This window comes from Zobellella iuensis (genome assembly GCF_016746085.1).
GTDB classification, from domain to species: domain Bacteria; phylum Pseudomonadota; class Gammaproteobacteria; order Enterobacterales; family Aeromonadaceae; genus Oceanimonas; species Oceanimonas iuensis.
The window spans coordinates 42,091-61,624 of record NZ_JAERTZ010000033.1 but is presented as its reverse complement, the minus strand read 5'-3'; the positions used below and the strand labels follow the sequence as shown (position 1 = coordinate 61,624).

15 protein-coding genes are annotated in these 19,534 nt (G+C 66.4%); 7 read left to right on the top strand and 8 right to left on the bottom strand.

All coding sequences use genetic code 11. From position 1 onward, the window contains the following. Positions 1 to 319: 319 nt before the first annotated feature. The 5 genes from JKV55_RS18760 (at position 320) to JKV55_RS18740 (ending at position 7,514) form a co-directional block, all read left to right on the top strand. Positions 320 to 1,093 (top strand): (Fe-S)-binding protein, encoded by a 774-nt coding sequence (locus tag JKV55_RS18760; RefSeq protein ID WP_202088573.1) that lies wholly within the window; start codon positions 320 to 322, stop codon positions 1,091 to 1,093. Further along, positions 1,083 to 2,501: a LutB/LldF family L-lactate oxidation iron-sulfur protein gene (locus JKV55_RS18755; protein WP_202088571.1), complete on the top strand. Its 1,419-nt coding sequence runs from the start codon at positions 1,083 to 1,085 to the stop codon at positions 2,499 to 2,501. The genes JKV55_RS18760 and JKV55_RS18755 overlap by 11 nt, the downstream gene beginning before the upstream one ends. Next, the gene (locus JKV55_RS18750; protein ID WP_202088570.1) at positions 2,501 to 3,154 is read left to right on the top strand and encodes a LutC/YkgG family protein; all 654 of its coding nucleotides are present in this window, start codon (positions 2,501 to 2,503) and stop codon (positions 3,152 to 3,154) included. Before JKV55_RS18755 ends, JKV55_RS18750 begins: the two co-directional genes overlap by 1 nt. Positions 3,155 to 3,411: 257 nt before the next feature. Next, positions 3,412 to 6,219: an FAD-binding and (Fe-S)-binding domain-containing protein gene (locus tag JKV55_RS18745; protein WP_202088569.1), complete on the top strand. Its 2,808-nt coding sequence runs from the start codon at positions 3,412 to 3,414 to the stop codon at positions 6,217 to 6,219. 176 nt (positions 6,220 to 6,395) lie between these two features. Next, on the top strand, positions 6,396 to 7,514 hold the full coding sequence (locus tag JKV55_RS18740; RefSeq protein ID WP_202088568.1) for a hypothetical protein: 1,119 nt from the start codon (positions 6,396 to 6,398) through the stop codon (positions 7,512 to 7,514). A 112-nt stretch (positions 7,515 to 7,626) separates the two neighbouring features. On the opposite strand, the gene JKV55_RS18735 is transcribed toward JKV55_RS18740, so the two are convergent. Then, on the bottom strand, positions 7,627 to 9,426 hold the full coding sequence (locus JKV55_RS18735; protein WP_202088567.1) for a hybrid-cluster NAD(P)-dependent oxidoreductase: 1,800 nt from the start codon (positions 9,424 to 9,426) through the stop codon (positions 7,627 to 7,629). Between the two features lie 97 nt (positions 9,427 to 9,523). Between JKV55_RS18735 and JKV55_RS18730 the strand changes: the two genes are divergently transcribed. Beyond that, a complete protein-coding gene (locus JKV55_RS18730; RefSeq protein WP_202088566.1) occupies positions 9,524 to 9,874 on the top strand; it encodes a RidA family protein in 351 nt (116 codons plus the stop codon). On the opposite strand, the gene JKV55_RS18725 is transcribed toward JKV55_RS18730, so the two are convergent. Further along, positions 9,871 to 11,232: a sigma-54-dependent transcriptional regulator gene (locus JKV55_RS18725; protein WP_202088564.1), complete on the bottom strand. Its 1,362-nt coding sequence runs from the start codon at positions 11,230 to 11,232 to the stop codon at positions 9,871 to 9,873. The genes JKV55_RS18730 and JKV55_RS18725 overlap by 4 nt on opposite strands. Further along, positions 11,204 to 12,667 carry an ATP-binding protein gene (locus JKV55_RS18720; RefSeq protein ID WP_202088563.1) on the bottom strand — a complete coding sequence of 488 codons (1,464 nt, stop codon included), beginning with the start codon at positions 12,665 to 12,667 and terminating at the stop codon, positions 11,204 to 11,206. Before JKV55_RS18720 ends, JKV55_RS18725 begins: the two co-directional genes overlap by 29 nt. A 210-nt stretch (positions 12,668 to 12,877) precedes the next feature. On the opposite strand from JKV55_RS18720, the gene JKV55_RS18715 reads away from it, so the two are divergent. After that, on the top strand, positions 12,878 to 13,243 hold the full coding sequence (locus JKV55_RS18715) for a DUF4168 domain-containing protein (protein ID WP_202088562.1): 366 nt from the start codon (positions 12,878 to 12,880) through the stop codon (positions 13,241 to 13,243). 294 nt (positions 13,244 to 13,537) lie between these two features. Here JKV55_RS18715 and urtE read toward each other — a convergent pair whose 3' ends face one another. The 5 genes from urtE to urtA form a co-directional block, all read right to left on the bottom strand. Then, entirely contained in the window at positions 13,538 to 14,236 is a 699-nt protein-coding gene (gene urtE / locus JKV55_RS18710) for an urea ABC transporter ATP-binding subunit UrtE (RefSeq protein ID WP_202088561.1), read from the bottom strand. Beyond that, positions 14,236 to 15,081, bottom strand: a complete 846-nt coding sequence (urtD, locus tag JKV55_RS18705) for an urea ABC transporter ATP-binding protein UrtD (RefSeq protein ID WP_237332998.1) — start codon at positions 15,079 to 15,081, stop codon at positions 14,236 to 14,238. The genes urtE and urtD overlap by 1 nt, the downstream gene beginning before the upstream one ends. Further along, positions 15,078 to 16,184 (bottom strand): urea ABC transporter permease subunit UrtC, encoded by a 1,107-nt coding sequence (gene urtC, locus JKV55_RS18700; RefSeq protein ID WP_202088560.1) that lies wholly within the window; start codon positions 16,182 to 16,184, stop codon positions 15,078 to 15,080. Before urtC ends, urtD begins: the two co-directional genes overlap by 4 nt. 3 nt (positions 16,185 to 16,187) lie before the next feature. Then, positions 16,188 to 17,786 (bottom strand): urea ABC transporter permease subunit UrtB, encoded by a 1,599-nt coding sequence (urtB, locus tag JKV55_RS18695; RefSeq protein ID WP_202088559.1) that lies wholly within the window; start codon positions 17,784 to 17,786, stop codon positions 16,188 to 16,190. 278 nt (positions 17,787 to 18,064) lie between these two features. After that, positions 18,065 to 19,375, bottom strand: a complete 1,311-nt coding sequence (urtA, locus tag JKV55_RS18690; RefSeq protein ID WP_369409667.1) for an urea ABC transporter substrate-binding protein — start codon at positions 19,373 to 19,375, stop codon at positions 18,065 to 18,067. Between the last annotated feature and the right edge of the window lie 159 nt (positions 19,376 to 19,534).

Sequence of the window (19,534 nt, the reverse complement as noted above, 5' to 3'; positions counted from 1 at the left end):
CAAACCCGGCTCCCTGCATAAAAAGAAGCAATACAGGTGGCTGACAGACTTCCGGGCCCATGCAGGCCACTCAAAGGCCGGTAGGAGAACAAAGGGACCGGCTCAGCCGACCGTGACACGCCAGGGAAGGCGTGTCCGAGCGTACAGGGGGCGAGCTTGCTCGCCATGACGAGCCCTTTCAGCCTGACCGAACATCCAGTGAATGTTCGCAGCAGGCTGAAAGGGCGAGAGCAAGTCCAACAGCGTGTCGGCGGAGTCGGCCCTTTGGTCGACCACTCCCGGGCTGTCAAATTCTGTTAAAAACTGAAGGTAAATGTCTATGTCGTCCGCTATCCGTATCTATCCGGCCAAACCCGCAAAGGTGTATATCTACGCCACCTGCCTGGTGGACATGTTCTCGCCCCAGAGCGGGCTGGATGCCATCCGCCTGCTGGAGCTGGCCGGGGTCGAAGTCATCTACGTGCCCAAGCAAAGCTGCTGCGGCCAGCCCGCCTACTCCTCCGGCTACGAAGACGACGCCAGGACCACGGCCCTGAGCCAGATGGCGCTGTTCCCCGAGCCCTGGCCGGTGGTAGTGCTGTCCGGCTCCTGCGGCGGCATGATGCACCACCATTACCGCCGGCTGTTCGCCGGCAGCGAACACCAACAGCAGGCCGACCAATTCTGTGATCGGGTATTCGAACTGACCGAATTCCTGGTGCAGGTCTGCCGCATCCGGCTCAGCGACCAGGGCCCGGCCACCTCGGTGGTGCTGCACACTTCCTGCGCCGCCCGCCGGGAAATGAAGGTGCACATCACCGCCCGCCAACTGCTGGGCCAGCTGGACCGGGTGGAGCTGCGCGAGCAGGCCTACGAGAGCGAATGCTGCGGCTTCGGCGGCACCTTCTCGGTGCGCCACCCGGCCATCAGCGAAGCCATGGTGCAGGACAAGACCCAACACCTGAACGACACCGGCGCCGCCCAGCTCATCAGTGCCGACTGGGGCTGCCTGCTCAATATCAACGGCGCCTTCGAATACCAGAAGAAAGAGATGAAAGGCATTCACCTGGCCAGCTTCCTGCTGGAACGACTGGAGGGAGCTCATGCACAATAAGCCCCAACTGTTCCATCCCCAGGCCGAAGCGGCCCTGGCCAACCCCGAGCTGCGCGCCAACTTCCGCGGCGCCATGGACTACCTGCGCGACAAGCGCAAGGCCGCCTTCGCCGACGCCGACGAGGAACAGGCCATCCGCGACCGGGCCGAGGCCATCCGCCAGCGCTGCCTGAGCAAGCTGCCCGAGCTGCTGGAGCAGCTGGAGGCCAACTGCACCGCCAACGGCATCCGGGTGCACTGGGCCGAAAACGCCGAGCAGGCCAACGCTATCTTCGCCGACATCATCCGCGCCCACGGCGGCACCCTGGCGGTGAAGGGCAAGTCCATGGTGAGCGAGGAAATCGAGCTCAACCACCAGATGGAAAAAGAGGGCATCCGCTGCCTGGAAAGCGACATGGGCGAATATATCGTCCAGCTCGGCAACGAGACCCCGTCCCACATCATCATGCCCGCCATCCACAAGAACAAGCGGCAGGTGGCGGATCTGTTCGCCGAGCACGTGCCCGGTTTCACCCACACCCTGGACGTGGATCGGCTTATCCAGACCGGCCGCAATGTGCTGCGCGAGAAATTCCGCGAGGCCCACATCGGGGTGTCCGGCGTCAACTTCGCGGTGGCCGAAACCGGCACCCTCTGCCTGGTGGAAAACGAAGGCAACGGCCGCATGTGCACCACGGTGCCCGAGGTGCATATCGCCATCACCGGCATCGAGAAGGTGGTGGAGTTCCTGGCCGACGTGCCGCCGCTGTTCAGCGCCCTCACCCGCTCCGCCACCGGCCAGACCATCACCACCTACTTCAACATGATAAGCGGCCCGCGCAAGGACGATGAGCTGGACGGCCCCAGGGAAGTGCACCTGGTGCTGCTCGACAACGGCCGCAGCCAGGCCTTTGTGGACGAGGAAATGCGCAAGACCCTGCAGTGCATCCGCTGCGGCGCCTGCATGAACCACTGCCCGGTGTACACCCGCATCGGCGGCCACGCCTACGGCACCGTCTATCCGGGCCCCATCGGCAAGATCATCTCGCCCCACCTGATGGGGCTGGAAGCCACCCAGGATCTGCCCACCGCCTCCAGCCTGTGCGGCGCCTGCGGCGAGGTGTGCCCGGTGCGCATTCCCATCCCCGAGCTGCTGCAGCGGCTGCGCCACGAGGCCAAGCAGGACCCGCGCCCCGGCGTGCCGCCCCTGCGCGGCCAGAAGGCGGCGGCCAGCCGCACCGAAGCCTTGATCTGGCGCAGCTTCGGCCTGGTCACCAGCCGCCCGGCCCTGTACCTTATGCTGAGCTGGTGCGCGACCCGGCTGCGCGGCCTGCTGCCGAAGAAACTGGGCCCCTGGACCCGCTGCCGCACCGCCCCTCAACCCGCCGCCAGAACCCTGCGCGAGCTTATGGCCGAGAGGAACAAGTAATGTCGAACGCCCGTCACGCCATTCTCGACCGGCTGCGCCAGGCCCAGGCCCAGCCGCTGCCGGTAAACGACCCGGACTATCCCATCTGGAACCAGAGCGGGCAGGCAGAGATGCTGGCCCGCCTGACCGAGCTGCTGGAGCAGAACCACGCCGAGGTACGCCACCTGCCCCGGGCCGAACTGGTCGACACCCTGAAAACCCATGTGGAGCAGGCCGGTCTCCAGTGCGTCGCCACCGGCACCGGCGGCGACTTCTTCGGGGAAATAAGCCAGGCCCTGGCCGGCACCGCCGAACAGCTACCGTTCGACCGCCCCCTGGAAGCCTGGAAGGACGAACTGTTCAACCGGGTGGACGCGGGCATCACCGGCTGCCACGGCGCCATCGCCGCCACCGGCAGCCTGGTGCTGTGGCCGGGCCCGGCCGAGCCGCGCACCCTGTCGCTGGTGCCGCCGCGCCATATCGCCATCCTCAGGGCCTCCACCCTGCACCCCAACCTGCCGGCCATGATGGCCGCCCAGGGCTGGCACCAGGGCATGCCCACCAACCTGCTGCTGGTGTCCGGCCCGTCCAAGACCGCCGATATCCAGCAGACCCTGGCCTACGGCGCCCACGGGCCCAAGGAACTGCTGGTGCTGATCCTGGAGGACGCATAATGACCGCGCTCATACCCCAACAGACCCTGGCCCATGGCGCCCACGGGCCCAAGGAGCTGCTGGTGCTGATCCTGGAGGACGCATAATGACCGCGCTCATACCCCAACAAACCCTGGCCTATGGTGCCCACGGGCCCAAGGAACTGCTGGTGCTGATCCTGGAGGACGCATAATGACCGCGCTCATACCCCAACAGACCCTGGCCTATGGCGCCCACGGGCCCAAGGAACTGCTGGTGCTGATCCTGGAGGACGCCTGATGGAGCCGCGTTACCAACAACTGGCCGAGGCGCTGGCCGGCTTCCTGCCCGCCGGGCGCATCATCCAGGATCCGTCCCTGTGCCTGGCCTACGGCACCGACGCCAGCTTCTACCGGCTGGTCCCCAGGATGGTGCTGCGCCTGGCAAGCACCGATGAAGTGGTGCGGGTACTGCAACTGTGTCGCCAGCACCGCATCCCCTGTACCTTCCGCGCCGCCGGCACCAGCCTGTCGGGGCAGGCGGTGTCCGACTCGGTGCTGATCACCCTGACCGACGACTGGCGCAAGCACAAAATTATTGAGAACGGCCACCAAATCGCCCTGCAACCCGGGGTGATCGGGGCCGACGCCAACCGCTACCTGGCCCCCTTCGGGCGCAAGATAGGGCCGGATCCGGCGTCCATCAACAGCTGCAAGATCGGCGGCATCGCCGCCAACAACGCCTCCGGCATGTGCTGCGGCACCGCCCAGAATTCCTACCAGACCCTGCACGGCCTGGCGCTGGTGCTGGCGGACGGCACCCGGCTCGACACCCGGGACCCGGCAAGCCGGGCCCGCTTCGCCGAGCAGAAGCCCGAACTGCTGGCCGGCCTCCAACGACTGAGCGAGGAGGTCAGGGCCAACCGGGAGCTCTGCGAGCGCATCCGCCACAAATACCGGCTGAAGAACACCACCGGCTACAGCCTGAACGCCCTGGTCGACTTCGAAGATCCCTTCGACATCCTGGCCCACCTGATGATCGGCTCCGAAGGCACCCTCGGCTTTATGGCCGAGGTCAGTTATCACACAGTGCCGGATCACCCCTTCAAGGCCTCCTGCCTGCTGGTGTACCCGGAGATCGAAACCACCTGCCGGGCGGTGACCGCCCTGGCCGGCACCGAAGTGGCGGCGGTGGAGCTAATGGACGGCCGGGCGCTGAAATCCATCGCCGACAAGGCGGGCATGCCCGGCTTTATCCGCGAGCTGGATCTGGAAGCCGCCGCCCTGCTGGTGGAAGTGCACGGCGCCGACGAGGCCGAACTGCTGGCCAAATGCGAGCAGGCGATGGCGGCGGTGGCCGGCTTCGAACGCCGCAACGAGGTGCCCTTTACCCAGGACAAAACCCGCTGCGCCACCCTCTGGGCCATGCGCAAGGGCATGTTCCCGGCGGTGGGCGCGGTGCGCGAAACCGGCACCACGGTGATCATCGAGGACGTGGCGTTCCCCGTGGAACAACTGGCACCGGCGGTGCGCAGGCTCACCGAGCTGTTCGACCGCTTCGGCTACTCGGAAGCCATCATCTTCGGCCACGCCCTGGCCGGCAACCTGCACTTCGTGTTCACCCAGGGATTTGACTCGCAAGCCGAGCTGGACCGCTACGGCGGCTTTATGGACGCCGTGGCCCAGCTGGTGGCGGTGGAATACCAGGGCTCACTCAAGGCCGAGCACGGCACCGGCCGCAATATGGCGCCCTATGTGGAGCTGGAATGGGGCCAGGACGGCTATACCCTGATGCAGCAGATCAAGGCGCTGTTCGATCCGGACGGCATCCTCAACCCCGGGGTCATCCTCAACGACGACCACCAGGCCCATCTCAAGGATCTCAAGCCCCTGCCCGCCGCCGACGCCATCGTCGACAAGTGCATCGAGTGCGGCTTCTGCGAGGTGGTGTGCCCGTCCCGGGATCTCAGCCTGACCCCGCGCCAGCGCATCGTGCTGTTCCGCGAGCTGCAGCGCCGGGCCGCCCAGGGCGAAGCGGTCGAGGACGGCCTGGAGCAGGTGTTCCAGTACCAGGGGGTGGACACCTGCGCCGCCACCGGCCTGTGCGCCCAGCGCTGCCCGGTGGGCATCAATACCGGTGATCTGGTGCGACAACTGCGCACCGCGCGCTACCGCAAATTCGAGCCCATCGCCCGCTGGAGCGCGGATCACTTCGCCGCCACCACCGCCCTGGTGGGCCTGGGCCTGAACTCGGCCGCCCTCGGCCGCCGGCTGCTGGGCGAACGGGCCTTGGGCAAGCTCAACCGGGGGCTGCGCAAGGCCAGCAAGAACAGGGTGCCGCTGTGGCTGCCGGAGACCCCGGCCGCCAACCGGCACCGGCCCAGCGCCGGCAGTCCGCATGAAGGCCGGCCCAAGGTGGTCTACTTTCCTTCCTGCGCCAGCCGCACCCTGGGCCAGTCGCCGGGCGCCAAAGACGGCCGCCCGCTGACCGAGGTCACCCAGGCGGTGCTGGAGCGGGCCGGCTTCGACGTGCTGTTGCCCGCGGATCTCACCAGCCTGTGTTGCGGCCAGCCCTGGCAGAGCAAGGGCATGCTGGCGCTGGCCGACGGCAAGGCCGCCGAGCTGGAAGCGAAACTGTGGCAGGCCTCGGAGCAGGGCCGCTGGCCGGTGCTGATGGACACCAGCCCCTGCACCAAGCGCAGCCGGGAGCAGGCCGGGCTGCCGCTGGCCATCTTCGAGCCGGTGCAGTTTATCCTGGAACAGGCGCTGGACCGGCTCGAACTGAAGCCGGTGCAGGAGACGGTATTGCTGCACATCACCTGCAGCAGCCGGCACCTGGGCCTGGCCGACAAGATGCTGGAACTGGCCAAACGCTGCGCCGCCCGGGTGGTGGTGCCGGAACACATCGACTGCTGCGGCTTCGCCGGCGACAAGGGCTTCACCACCCCCGAGCTCAACGCCTCGGCCCTGAAGCCGCTGCGCGCCCAGGTGCCCGCCGGCTGCACCCGGGGGGTGAGCAACAGCCGCACCTGCGAGCTGGGCCTCAGCCACCACAGCGGCGTCAACTACGAGTCCATCCTCTATCTGGTGGACGAGGCCAGCCGGTAAGACGAAAGCTGGAAGCCAGAAGCTGGAAGCGATCAGCAGTCCTTGTGCGACTGCTGATCCCCTGCCCTCCCTCGGCCCCGTTATCACTCGCGAAGGCGGGAGTCCAGTACAAGCCGGGTTGCCCGCTTAAGGGCAATTGCCTTTTCCCCGCCACAACCTCTAACATAGACCCCTCTTTGCCCGATACCGACGCCGACATGACCCGACTCGCCACCACCAGGCCCAAGCCGAAGAAAACCGCCAAGCACACCCCTGCCGGCCAGTTTCAGCTGCTGTGGGAGAAGATAGAAAAGCAGAAAACCCGCCTGGCGGGCCAGGAAAAGCGGGTCCGCAAGATAGTGGATCGCTTCAACGCCGAGATATTGCCCCTGGAGCGGGAACATGCCCGCAGCCAGTACCAACTGGTCGAGCGACTGCTGACCTTTCTCTCCCGCAAATCCCTGACCCGGTGGCAAAGGGACGAGCTCTGCGACTGGATACATGACGAGCTGGGAGTGCTGTCCAGCAATCCCTTCGCCGCTCCCGAGCTGGACAGGACCGGGCTACTGGTCCGCTTCGAAAGCCTGATCAAGCAACACTACCCCCAGCCCGATACCCCACCGCTGACGGAATCCGAGCGCGAGCAAATCCGGAGCGATGTCTACCAGGAGCTGGGCCTGGAGCTGGATGACGAGGACATCGACCTCTTTATGCACAGCCCGGCCGATTTTCTGCAGCAAATGATGGCGAAGATGCAGGAAGGCGACGAGGACTGGCTGGAGGAGGATGAAGAAGAGGAAGCGGATGATATTTTCGGCCCCGACGAGACCGACGGCCAGGCCGCGGGCAAGGCTCTGATCCACCGACTGTACAAGCAGCTGGCGAAAAGGCTGCACCCGGATCTGGAGCAGGACAAGACCCAAAAGGCGATCAAGCACGAGCAGATGCAGCAACTGCTGGCGGCCAGGCAGGAAAACGACATCCACACCCTGCTCGAACTGCACCGGCAGCATTTCGACAGCGCCACCCTGGAGCAGCTCGGGCAACAGGATCTGGACGGCATCAACGAACTGCTGCGCCGGCAGCTACGCCAGCTGGAAGAGCAATACGAAGCCGTCTTTACCGACAACGGCCTGGAGTCGACCATCTGGAACCGCTTCCGGCACCTGGGCAGCACCTCCAGCGACCGCCAGTTCGCCGACCACACCAAGGAGCTCAAGGCCGATATCCGGCACAACAACAAGCTGCTCAAGCAGCTGACCACGCTCAAGGATGTGCAACAGCTGCTGCAGGAAGACAGGGCCTTGGGCTACTGAGTCCCTTTATCACCGCTGTTAACCGTCGTCGGTTCCGTATATGGACTCCCGCCTTCGCGGGAGTGACCACAGAGCAATACCAAGCTTTGCCAGCAGCCGGCTCCTCTTTTAGTTATTCCAGCTCCACATCCGACAGGGGCACGCAGCAGCAGGCCAGCACTATGCCCGCTTCCCGCTCCGCCGCCGACAGGGCCGGAGCCTCGGGCTGCGCCACCTCGCCGGATTTGAGGTTCTGCTTGCAGCTGCCGCAGATGCCGGCACGGCAGGACCAGGGCAGTGGCAGCCCCTGGCCTTCGGCCTGGGTCAGCAGATCCTGCTGGTTGTTGCCGGTGAATTCCCGCCCGCCGATGCGCACCCGCACCGCTTTTGTTTCACGTGCAACATCGACGGCGACCGGGCCGCCGAAGCTCTCCTGGTGGATGCGGCCCGCCGGTATCCCCAGCGCCAACAGCCAGGCTCTCGCCTGGCGCATAAAGCCCGCCGGGCCGCACAGGTAGACGTCCCGCTCGGCCAGCGCCGGCACCGCCGCCAGCTGGCCCAGCTCCAGCCGGCCGCCTTGGCCCCGCTCCGGCCGGGTCAGCACGAAATCGAGCCGCAGGCCGGGATGACGCCGGGCCAGCGCCTTCAGCTCGGCGGCGGCGGGCAGGTCGGCCTCGGCGCGGCACAGGTGCAGGAAGTGCACGTCCTCCAGCCGCTCCAGATCCGCCATGGCCCGCACCATGGACAGCATGGGCGTCACCCCCGAGCCCGCCGACAGCAGCAGGTAGCAACGGGCGGGCCGCAGGTGGAAGTCGCCCGCCGGGGCATGGGCCAGCAGGGCGTGGCCCGGCTGCAGCGCCTCGGCCAGCCAGTTGGACACCAGGCCGTCGGGCTGGCGCTTGACGCTGATGCCGTAGCGGCCGGGTCGGGTCGGGCTGGAGCTCAGGGTATAATGGCGCAGGTGGCGGCGGCCATCGATGTCCAGCGCCACCGGCAAATGCTGGCCCGGCTGGTAGTCGGCCAGGGGTTTGCGATCCATGGCCTCCAGCCAGTAGGTGTCCATGTCCCGGGCCAGGGGCTCGCGCTCCACGCACACCAGCTGCCGGCGTTTGGGCGCCGCGTCCGGGTAGATGGGGGCGCTGGCGTATTCCAGCACCTGCACCTGGTCGCCCAGGCGGATCTCGCCCTCGTTGAGGGGCACCAGGTTCTGGCCGAAATAGACCTCGCCATCTTCCCCACGGCGGTAACGGCTCAGGGTGGCGAGCGGCTCCTTCATGGAGTTGAAGCGCTCGGAGCCGGGCTCTATGGTGGTCATGATGCAACGGCTGCAGGGCTTGGCCACCAGGAACTCCACCTCGCCGATGCGGATGCGGCGCCAGCCGTCCTCCTCGAAGGGGCGGCCGCCCCGCACCACCAGGTTGGTGCGGAACTGGGACATCTCGATCTTGGCATCGGCACGCAGGTTGAGATCGGCGAGCGATCCTTCCGAGATCAGCAGCAAGGGGTAGCCGTCGGCGAAGCTGACGCCGGTGCCCAGCTTTTCCCGGTAGCGGTTGGAATGCTGGCCCAGCCACAACAGCTGCACCGGCTCACCCAGAATCCGGCTGAACCAGGCGTCATAATCAACATGAGTACTCCAGGCGGTGAAGCTGTCGCCCCAGACACCGGTGGACACCGGCTGCAACTGGAACTGCTGGTGGCGCACCGACAGCGGCTGGTCGCCATGGCGCAGCTCCAGGCCGCCGGCCACCGGCGTCACCCCGACCCCTTGCAGCCGGGGATGAGTACGGGCGGTGACGAAGGTGCCGTCCGGCCTGGCCAGCATATAGCGGCGATCGCCGCGCAGGCCTTCGCGGGAGACCCAGGCGTCCCGCACCGCCAGCCCGGCCGTTGATTTGATCGGATAAAGATTGAGCCCCGTGATCACCGCCATATTATTCCACCCTTTCTATCCCCAAAAGTTTACATCCGCATGCCAATCGGTAATGGTTGGCGGATATTGCTGTTCTTATCGTATCAAAGGAGTACAAATGACTATTGAACGCCGGCAGATCGGCCAACGCATGAGCCGCATCGTCAAACACAACGGCACCCTCTACCTGTGCGGCCAGGTCTGCAAGGACGCCACTCAGGATATCACCGAACAGAGCCGCACCATGCTGGAAAAAGTGGACGAACTGCTGCTCGAAGCCGGCTCCAGCCGGGAGCATATCCTCTCCGCCACCATCTACCTGAAAACCATGGCCGACTTCGCCGCCATGAACGCAGTGTGGGACGCCTGGGTACCCGAGGGCCATGCTCCCGCCCGCGCCTGCGTGGAAGCCGCCATGGCCCGCCCCGAGCTGCTGGTGGAGATCTCGGTGATCGCCGCCGAGCGTTAAACCCCTTCCTGCTCCAGCCAGCGGTACAGGGTGCGCCGGGTCACCCCCAGGATCTCGGCCGCCCGCTGCTTGTTGCCCTTGGTCTGCTGCAGCACGTAACGCATATAGTCGCGCTGCAGCTCGCTCAACGGCGGCAACTGCTCCCGGACCCTGTCCTGCCAGTCGGTCACGGCGGGGACCGGCGGCTCGGCCCCCGCCTTCAGCATCCGGGCCGGCAGGTGGCCCGGCTGGATCCACTCTTCCTCGCAGAACACCAGGGCCCGCTCCACCGCGTTTTGCAGCTCGCGCACGTTGCCCGGGAAGGGGTAGCGGTGAAACAGCTCCAGGCAGTCCGGGCCGAAGCCCCTGACCGCCTTGCCGCTGCGCTCGCGCCCCTGCTGCAGGAACAACTGCGCCAGCCGCTCTATGTCTTCGCCCCGCTCGCGCAACGGCGGCACCCGCAGGGAGAAGGTTTCCAGCCGGTAGAACAGATCCTCGCGGAAGCTGCCCTCCGCCACCTTCTGCTCCAGATCCCGGTGGGTGGCGGCGATGATGCGCACATCCACCCTGATCTCCCGGTCCGAGCCCACCGGGCGCAGGGTGCCTTCCTGCAGCACCCGCAGCAGCTTGGCCTGCAGCTCCAGCGGCATCTCGCCGATTTCGTCGAGCAGCAGGGTACCGCCATCGGCCTCCCGCAGCAGGCCGGTGCGCGCCTTGCTGGCGCCGGTAAAGGCGCCGCTGGCATGGCCGAAAAATTCGCTTTCCAGCAGTTCGCCGGGAATGCCGGCGCAGTTCACCGCCAGAAAGGGCCCGCCGGCCCGGCCGCTCTCCCGGTGCAGGGCCCGGGCCACCAGCTCCTTGCCGGTGCCGCTCTCACCCAGCACCAGTACCGGGCCCTCGGCGCCGGCCACCTGGCGGATCTGCTGGAACAGCCGGCGCATGGGCAGGCTCTGGCCGAGGATATCGTGAAAGCGCTCGCCCTTGAGCACCCGTTCCAGCTGTTGCTTCAGGCCCCGGTGCTCCAGCAGCCGGGCCACGGTCAGCAGGCAGTGATCCATGTCGAAGGGCTTGGTGAGGAAATCGTCGGCGCCGGCCTTGAGCGCCGCCACCGCCTGGGATACGGTGCCGAAGGCGGTGATGATCAGCATGGCCGGCGCCGGCGCCAGCCCCTTGACCAGGGGCAACAGGCTGAGGCCGTCGGCCCCGGGCAGGCGCACGTCGCTGATCACCAGATCCGGCACTTCCCGCGCCAGTTCGACCCTGGCCTGCTCCGCCGAGCCGGCGTGGCGCACCCGGTAGGACTCCGCCTCCAGCTCTTCCTGCAGCAGCTCGGCCAGGGCGGCGTCGTCTTCAATCAGCAGTATGGATGCCTTGGGCATGGGAACTCCTCGCAAGTGTCAGTATCACCCGGGCGCCGCCGCCCGGGGCCGTGGTGAGCGTCAGGCCGCCGTCCAGCTCGGCCATGATGTTGTGCACTATCGCCAGCCCCAGCCCGGTGCCCTCGCCCTTGGGTTTGGTGGTGACGAAGGGGGCCACCAGTTGCTCGGGGTCGAGGGCGAAGCCGGGGCCGTCGTCGGAGATCTCGATGGCAAGCCGCCCTTCCTGCTCCCGTACGGCAACCTCTACCCGGCTGCGCGCCGCCTGCAGGGCATTGCGCAGCACATTGACCAGGGCCAGCTCCAGCCGGGCACCGTCGAGCCGCAGCCAAACCGGTTTTCCGGACGGCGGCAGGCTCAGCCCGGCGACGGACCATTGTTCGTACCGCACGGCGGCGGCGCTCTGCGCCAGCAGCCGGTACAGCTCCACCGGCTCACTCTCCCGGGACTCGGGCCGGCTGAAATCCAGCAACTGGCGTACGATGCGCGACAGGCGCAACACCTGGCCGCGAATGGCGCCCAATTGGCGCTGGGCCTCGGGCTCATCGGTCTGCTTCTGCAGCCGGCGGGCACGACCGTCGATCACGTTGAGCGGCGCCCCCAGCTCGTGGGCGATGCCGCCCACCACAGTGCCCACCGCCGCCATCTTCTGCTGGTGCCGCAGGCGCCGGTTGAGCGCCCGCTCCTGGGCCCGGTGGTTGCGGATTTCCCCCAGCATCTCGTTCAGCCCCAGGGCGATGCGGCGCAGCTCCTGGGGGCCGGCCAGCGCCGCCCGCTGCTGCCAGTCGCCGGCCTTGACCCTGTCCATCACCGCCACCAGGCCGTTGACGTGGCGCCCCAGCCCCCGGTAATGACCCCAGATCACCACTCCCATCATCAGCACCCCGAAAATCAACCAGCCGAGCCAGGCGGTTCTGGCCAACAGGGCGAAGGACTGCTCGAAGTCCTTGGCCCGGCGGGTGATCTGGATAAGGCCGTTGATGCGGCCTCCCGCATCGGTCAGCGGCACGAAGTGGGAAAACACGTCCCGGCCCGCGGTCCGCTGATACAGCTCCTGCTGTTCCCCGGTCCGCATCACCCGGGTGGCGGCCGGGCGGTTGCGCAGGCTGAGGTCGGCGATGCCGGACGAGGCCAGCACCCGCCCCTCGGCATCGAACACCGAGGCGCCATAGACCTGGCCGATGGAAAACACCGCCGACAGGGTGCGCTCGACTCCCTTGATATCGCCGCCGGCCAGGGCGTCGCCGATAGGCCCGCTCACCGCCCGGGCGATCAGCTTGATGTCCTCCTTGAGCCGCTCGTCTTGCGCCAGGTTGACATGGTGCAGGGTCAGGCCGACGCCCAGCGCCAGGATCAGCCACAGGGGCAGTACCACATAGAGCACCACCCGCCAGCCGATGCCGCCTCCCCCGACCCCGTTCTTTATCCGGTAATACATGGGCTCTGTATCATCCTGTCCCGAATGGATAATTCACACTATGACAAAAAGACACAGACCCCGTCCTCCGGTGCGGTATCCGCTACGACAGCAACCCACGCAACAATATAAATAACCATAAAAAACAGACAGTTAAAATAAAAATTCAAAGGTTGGCACGATCCTGGCCTTAGTCAGGGGGAATCTATAACGCCAACCGAGGAGTTTATGATGAAAAAGACCCTGACCGCTTCCGCCCTGCTGTCCGCCCTGTTGCTGGCCACGGCCCCGGCCATTGCCCAGAGCACTGCCGCCATGCCGCCGGCCGCGGCCCAGCCCGCCGCCGGCATCGATGATGCCCAGCTGGAGAAATTCGCCGCCGCCCAGGACAAGATCAGCCTGTTGCAGGAAGAAGCCATGGCCAAATTGAGCCAGGTGGAAGATGAGCAGCAGGCCCAGGCCATCCAGCAGGAAGCCAACGAAAGCATGGTGGATGCCGTGACCGAATCGGGCCTGTCGGTGGAAGACTACAACCTGATCGCCAACCAGCTGCAGACCAGCCCCGAACTGCAGCAGCGGCTTGAGGCCCTGCGCTGAGCCAAAACGGCCATGGGGCATCCTTGCCCCATGCCATTGCCCCCTACCGGTTGCCCGGGCTTCAGAGTACTGACAAACCTTCGTATTACTCTGTGGTCACTCCCGCGAAGGCGGGAGTCCAGTGCACCATGTCATGGATCTCCGCCTTCGCGGAGATGACTAGGGTTAAAACGGCTGCGGGAAAAGGAAATATCTGGCGAAAAAACAGGAGCTGGACTTTGTCAGCAAGCTGAAAGCCCGGTTGCCCGGGCTTTTTTGCAGTGCAACAAGATCGATGCCGCGATCCGGACCGATCTACACCGTCAGGTGCCGCTTGATCAGGGAGTCGGACAGCTCGGCGATCTCGCCCTCGGCCACCTGCCGGCCCCGATCCAGGATCACGAAGCGATCCGCGTACTTGCGGGCGAAGGGCAGTTTCTGCTCCACCAGCAGCACGCTGAGGCCGTCTTCCGTCATCAGCCGGCGGATCACCTGGCCGATATCGGCGACGATGTTGGGCTGTATGCCCTCCCCCGGCTCGTCCAGGATCAGCAGCTCCGGCTCCAGCACCAGGGCCCGGCCGATGGCCAGTTGCTGCTGCTGGCCGCCGGACAGATCCCCGCCCCGGCGCTGGCGCATCTCCTTCAGCACCGGAAACAGCTCATAGACTCGCTCCGGGATCCGGCGCAGGCCATCGCCCCGGGCCGCCAGGCCGGTGCGCAGGTTTTCCTCCACCGTCATCAGCGGGAAGATCTGCCGGCCCTGGGGCACATAGCCCAGCCTGAGCCGGGACCTGTCTTCCAGCCGCTTTTTGGTGAGTTCGGTGCCATCGTCCAGGCGGATGCTGCCGCTCTTCGCCGCCACCTCGCCCATGATGCACTTGAGCAGGGTGGTTTTGCCCACCCCGTTGCGGCCCATCACGCAGGTGCAGCGGCCGCGGGGGATGTCCAGGCTCAGGTCCCAGAGGGTGTGGCTTTCGCCGTAGAACTGGTTGAGTTTGTCGATTGTCAGCATCAGGCCACCTCGGCGCCGCTTTCTTCCCCCAGGTACACCTCGACCACCCGCGGGTCGTTGGATACCTGGTCCATGGTGCCTTCGGCCAGCACCGAGCCCTGGTGCAGCACCGTCACCTTGCGCGCGATGGAACGCACGAAGCCCATGTCGTGCTCCACCACCACCACCGACTGCTTGCCCTTGCCGGCCAGCTTGGTCAGCAGCTCGGCGGTCAGCTCCATCTCCTGCTCGGTCATGCCCGCTACCGGCTCGTCCACCAGCAGCAGCCGGGGCCGCTGCATCAGCAGCATGCCGATCTCCAGCCACTGTTTCTGGCCGTGGGAGAGGATGCCCGCCAGCTCGTGGGCGGCGGACCTGAGGCCGATAAGCGCCACCACCTCGTGAATGCGATCCCGCTGCGCCGGGCTCAGCCGGGCGGTCAGGGTGGGCAGCACCCGCTTGTCGGCGGCCATGGCCAGCTCCAGGTTTTCGATCACCGTCAGCTCTTCGAACACCGTGGGTTTCTGGAACTTGCGGCCTATGCCCAGGCTGGCGATCTCCGGCTCCGACAGCCGCAGCAGGTTGTGCTTGCTGCCGAACCATACCTGGCCCTTATCGGGCCGGGTCTTGCCGGTGATGATGTCCATCATGGTGGTTTTGCCGGCGCCGTTGGGGCCTATGATGCAGCGCAGCTCGCCGTCGTCGATGGTGAGGTTGAGGTTGTTGATGGCCCTGAAGCCGTCGAAGCTCACGCTCACGTCCTCCAGGTAAAGGATGGGGCCGTGGCGCACGTCCACCGGCGACACCTCGGGCACCATAAAGTCGAACACCTGATCCCGGCGGGCCAGGGATTTGAACATCTTCATGCGCTTGCCTCCTTGGGTGCAGCGGAAGAACGGCGGCGGGCCAGCAGGCCGGCGATGCCCCTGGGCAACAGCACGGTCGCCACCACGAAGAGGCCGCCGAGGGCGAACAGCCAGGCGTCGGGCATGACCCCGGTGAACACCGTCTTGGCGTAGTTCACCAGCAGGGCGCCCAACACGGCGCCGTAGAGGGTGGCGCGGCCGCCCAGGGCCACCCACACCACGATTTCGATGGAGAACAGCGGCGAGAATTCGCTGGGGTTGATGATGCCCACCTGGGGCACGTAGAGGGCCCCGGCCACCCCGGCCAGCATGGCGGACAGCACGAACACGAACAGCTGCACCCGCTCCACCCGGTAGCCGATAAAGCGGGTGCGGGCCTGGGCGTCACGCGAGGCCACGCACACCCGGCCCAGCTTGCTCAGCACCAGGGCCCGGCACAGCCAGTAGCCCAGCGCCAGAGCGATGCCGGAGGCGATAAACAGCCCCACCCGGGTGGTGTCGGCGCGCAGATCGAAGCCCAGCAGCTCGCGGAAGTCGGTGAGGCCGTTGTTGCCGCCAAAGCCCATCTCGTTGCGGAAAAACGCCAGCATCAGGGCGAAGGTCAGCGCCTGGGTGATGATCGACAGATAGACCCCGGTGACCCGGGAGCGGAACGCCAGGAAGCCGAACACCAGCGCCAGCAGTCCCGGCGCCAACAGCACCATCAGGAAGGCGAACCAGGCCATGTCGAAGCCGGCCCAGTACCAGGGCAGGCTGTCCCAGTTGAGGAACACCATAAAGTCCGGCAGCTCCGGGTGGCCGTACACGCCCCGGTCGCCGATCTGGCGCATCAGGTACATGCCCATGGCGTAGCCGCCCAGGGCGAAGAAGGCGCCGTGGCCCAGGCTGAGGATGCCGAGATAGCCCCACACCAGGTCCACCGCCACCGCCAGCAGGGCATAGCTCAGGTACTTGCCGAGCAGGGTGACGGTGTAGGTGGACACGTGCAGCGGGTGCGCCGCCGGCAGCAGCAGGTTGGCCAGGCTCACCAGCAGCAGGGCCGCCAGCAACACCGCCAGAAAAACCCGGGTCTGGCGCTCTTTAAGGGGTTGGGTCAACCACATGCGTTATGCCTCCGCCGCCCGGCCCTTCTGCGGGAAGAGCCCGCGCGGCCGTTTTTGAATGAACAGTATGATGAACACCAGCACCATGATCTTGGCCAGCACGGCCCCGGCCCAGGGTTCCAGGATCTGGTTGATGACCCCGAGCGAGAGCCCGGCCACCAGAGTGCCCCAGAGGCTGCCCACGCCGCCGAACACCACCACCATAAAGGAGTCGATGATGTAGTTCTGGCCCAGGTTGGGCCCCACGTTGGTGAGCTGGGACAGGGCCACCCCGGCCAGGCCGGCCACGCCGGAGCCCAGGCCGAAGGTGAGGATGTCCACCCGGGTGGCGCGAATGCCCATGGCCCTGGCCATGGTGCGGTTCTGGGTGACGGCGCGCACCTCCAGCCCCAGCCGGGTGCCCTTCATCACCCACATCAGACCGGCGAACACCAGCAGGGCGAAGCCCAGCACATAGAGCCGGTTGAGGGTGAGCGACAGGGCGTCGTTCACCACCAGGGAGCCGCTCATCCACTCGGGGGTGACCACGGTGCGGTTGAGCGGAGAGATCAGGGTGCGCACCAATTGCTGCAGGATCAGGCTGACGCCGAAGGTGGCCAGCAGGGTTTCCAGCGGCCGCCCCTTGAGGAACTGGATGACACCGCGCTCGATGGCGATGCCGGCGAGCGCCGCCACCAGGAAACCGGCGGGAATGGACAGCAGCAGCGCCAGCCCCGGCTGGCCCGGCAGCAGCTGTTGCAGCATCCAGGTGGTGTAGGCGCCGAGCATGATCAGTTCCCCGTGGGCCATGTTGATCACCCCCATGACCCCGAAGGTGATGGCCAGGCCGATGGCCGCCAGCACCAGCACCGAGCCCAGGCTGAGGCCGAAATAGAGGGTCTCGGCGGCGCGGTTGAGCTTCAGGTTCTGCTCTATGCCGGCCAGCGCCTTGCGGGCCGCCTCGGCCAGCTCGCCGTCGCCTGCTGCCGCCCGGTTGAGGGCGATGCGCACCCGGCTGTGCAGGCTGCCTGCCAGCGTTTCGATGGCGCTGATGTCGCCCTGCTCCAGCCGGTGGATGGCCAGGGCCTGGGTCAGCCGCCGCCGGGTCTGGCCGTCGGCCTCCTCCGGGATCAGCACCGCCAGGGTGGGCGCCAGTTCGGCATCCACCTCGCCCAGCAGCCGCTCGGCCGAGGCCCGCCGCAGGGCCGGGTCGTCGGCATGGAGATCCAGCACCGCCAGGGTGCTGCGCAGCTGGTTGCGCAGGCTGTTGTTGATGCTGATCCGGTCCAGCTCCCGGCGCCCCAGGGTGCCCAGAGGCTCATGACTGAGCGCATCGACCACCGGCCACTGCCGGCCGCCGGTGCTCATCACCAGCACGAAGCGCCGGTCTTCCTTGCCGCGTTGCAGGCGGCCGTCGAGCAGCGCCGCCAGCCAGTCCCGCGCCCGCGGATCCCGGCTGGCGACAATGGCGTCGACGGCCTCGCTTTTGGCCGAAAAGGCGCGCGCATCCAGCGCCTCGAGCAAAGCCTGGCCGGCATCGACCTGGGCCGCCACCGGCAGCGCCGGGGCCAGCAGCCCCGCCACCAGCCATAGCCGGACCATCAGGATCCTGAAAATATTCATGGTGCTGTCCTTTATTTCCCAAGGTTTCCGGGTCACGGAATGGGGCGCAGGCGGCCCGCCTGCATTCGCGCACGGCGCGAACCCTCGGATTGGCCCACCACATCGCGGCGTTACAAGGACTCGAGGCAGAACAGGCATCGCGGGTTGCGCCGTGCCTTGCCCCACCCCGTGCCACCCTTATGCGGGCGGGCCGCCCGCGCCCCAAGGGGGCATGCCACCCACAAGTCATGGCAGGGATCCGCCTGATAGCTTCCAGCTTCCCGCTTTCAGCTTCCGGCTTAATTCCCCAGCGCCGCCTGGGCTTCCGCCACGGCCTGGCTGCCGCCGCACTTGCCGGTGGTCACGTTGTAGTTGCCGCAGCGCATGGGCGCGGTCCAGTCCGCCACCAGATCCCGGGAGCCGGGCAGGTAATCGGACCAGGCGTCGCCCATCACGGTACCCGTGGTCTGCCAGACCACCTCGAACTGGCCATCGTCCTGGATCTCGCCGATGAGGACCGGTTTGGTGATATGGTGGTTGGGCAACATGGTGGCGTAGCCGCCGCTCAGGTTGGGCACCGTCACCCCTATGATGGCGTCCTTTACCGCGTCCACCTCGGTGGTGCCGGCCTTGCGCACCGCCTCGGCCCACATGTTGAAACCGATATAGTGGGCTTCCATGGGGTCGTTGGTCACGGCGGCGTCGTTCTTGGTGAAGGCGGTCCAGGCGTCGATGAAATCGCCGTTGGCGTCGGTATCCACGCTCATAAAGTAGTTCCAGGCCGCCAGATGGCCGACCAGGGGGCCGGTGTCGATGCCGGACAGCTCCTGCTCGCCCACCGAGAAGGCCACTACCGGGATGTCAGCGGCGTCGATGCCCTGGTTGCCCAGCTCGCGGTAGAAGGGCACGTTGGCGTCGCCGTTGATGGTGGACACCACGGCGGTCTTCTTGCCGGCACTGCCGAAGCGCTTGATCTCGGCCACTATGTTCTGCCAGTCGGAGTGGCCGAAGGGGGTGTAGTTGATCATGATGTCGGCCTCGGCCACGCCATGATCCCTAAGGTAGGCCTCGAGGATGCGGTTGGTGGTGCGCGGGTACACATAGTCGGTGCCGGCCAGCACCCAGCGCTCCACGCCCAGCTCCTGCATCAGGTAGTCCACCGCCGGAATGGCCTGCTGGTTGGGCGCGGCACCGGTGTAGAACACATTCTGGGAGGATTCCTCGCCCTCGTACTGCACCGGGTAGAACAGCAGGCCGTTCAGCTCTTCCACCACCGGCAGCACCGCCTTGCGCGACACCGAGGTCCAGTTGCCGAAGATCACGTCCACCTTCTCCTGGGCCAGCAGCTCCCGCGCCCGCTCGGCGAACAGCGGCCAGTTGGAGGCCGGATCCACCACCACCGGCTGCAGTTTTTTGCCCAGCAGGCCGCCGGCGGCGTTCTGCTGCTCGATCAGCATCAGTACGGTGTCTTTCAGGGTGGATTCGCTGATGGCCATGGTGCCGGACAGGGAGTGCAGCACCCCGACCTTGATCACCTCATCCTGGGCCTGGGCGGTAAAGGCTGCCAGGCCGGCGGCCAGCAGGGCGGTATAACAGAGGGATTTTTTCACGATAAGCTCCTTGTGCTGAAACACTTTTTTCGATTGCCTGCTTCGCTTGAAGCAAAGGCTGTGCCAGCACAGAAGCATCTACCAAAACAGTGGTATACCTATTATTGGGTATCCTGTTTTCTCCCCTTCCCCTCCAAAAAGGTGCAATACCGGGAGGGC

Coding starts and splice junctions, on each gene's coding strand:
- urtD (WP_237332998.1), bottom strand. CDS start 15,081: ATGAAGATGTTCAAATCCCTGGCCCGCCGGGATCAGGTGTTCGACTTT.
- urtE (WP_202088561.1), bottom strand. CDS start 14,236: ATGCTGACAATCGACAAACTCAACCAGTTCTACGGCGAAAGCCACACC.
- JKV55_RS18760 (WP_202088573.1), top strand. CDS start 320: ATGTCGTCCGCTATCCGTATCTATCCGGCCAAACCCGCAAAGGTGTAT.
- urtC (WP_202088560.1), bottom strand. CDS start 16,184: ATGTGGTTGACCCAACCCCTTAAAGAGCGCCAGACCCGGGTTTTTCTG.
- JKV55_RS18720 (WP_202088563.1), bottom strand. CDS start 12,667: ATGTATTACCGGATAAAGAACGGGGTCGGGGGAGGCGGCATCGGCTGG.
- JKV55_RS18750 (WP_202088570.1), top strand. CDS start 2,501: ATGTCGAACGCCCGTCACGCCATTCTCGACCGGCTGCGCCAGGCCCAG.
- JKV55_RS18745 (WP_202088569.1), top strand. CDS start 3,412: ATGGAGCCGCGTTACCAACAACTGGCCGAGGCGCTGGCCGGCTTCCTG.
- JKV55_RS18735 (WP_202088567.1), bottom strand. CDS start 9,426: ATGGCGGTGATCACGGGGCTCAATCTTTATCCGATCAAATCAACGGCC.
- JKV55_RS18715 (WP_202088562.1), top strand. CDS start 12,878: ATGAAAAAGACCCTGACCGCTTCCGCCCTGCTGTCCGCCCTGTTGCTG.
- JKV55_RS18755 (WP_202088571.1), top strand. CDS start 1,083: ATGCACAATAAGCCCCAACTGTTCCATCCCCAGGCCGAAGCGGCCCTG.
- JKV55_RS18730 (WP_202088566.1), top strand. CDS start 9,524: ATGACTATTGAACGCCGGCAGATCGGCCAACGCATGAGCCGCATCGTC.
- urtB (WP_202088559.1), bottom strand. CDS start 17,786: ATGAATATTTTCAGGATCCTGATGGTCCGGCTATGGCTGGTGGCGGGG.
- JKV55_RS18725 (WP_202088564.1), bottom strand. CDS start 11,232: ATGCCCAAGGCATCCATACTGCTGATTGAAGACGACGCCGCCCTGGCC.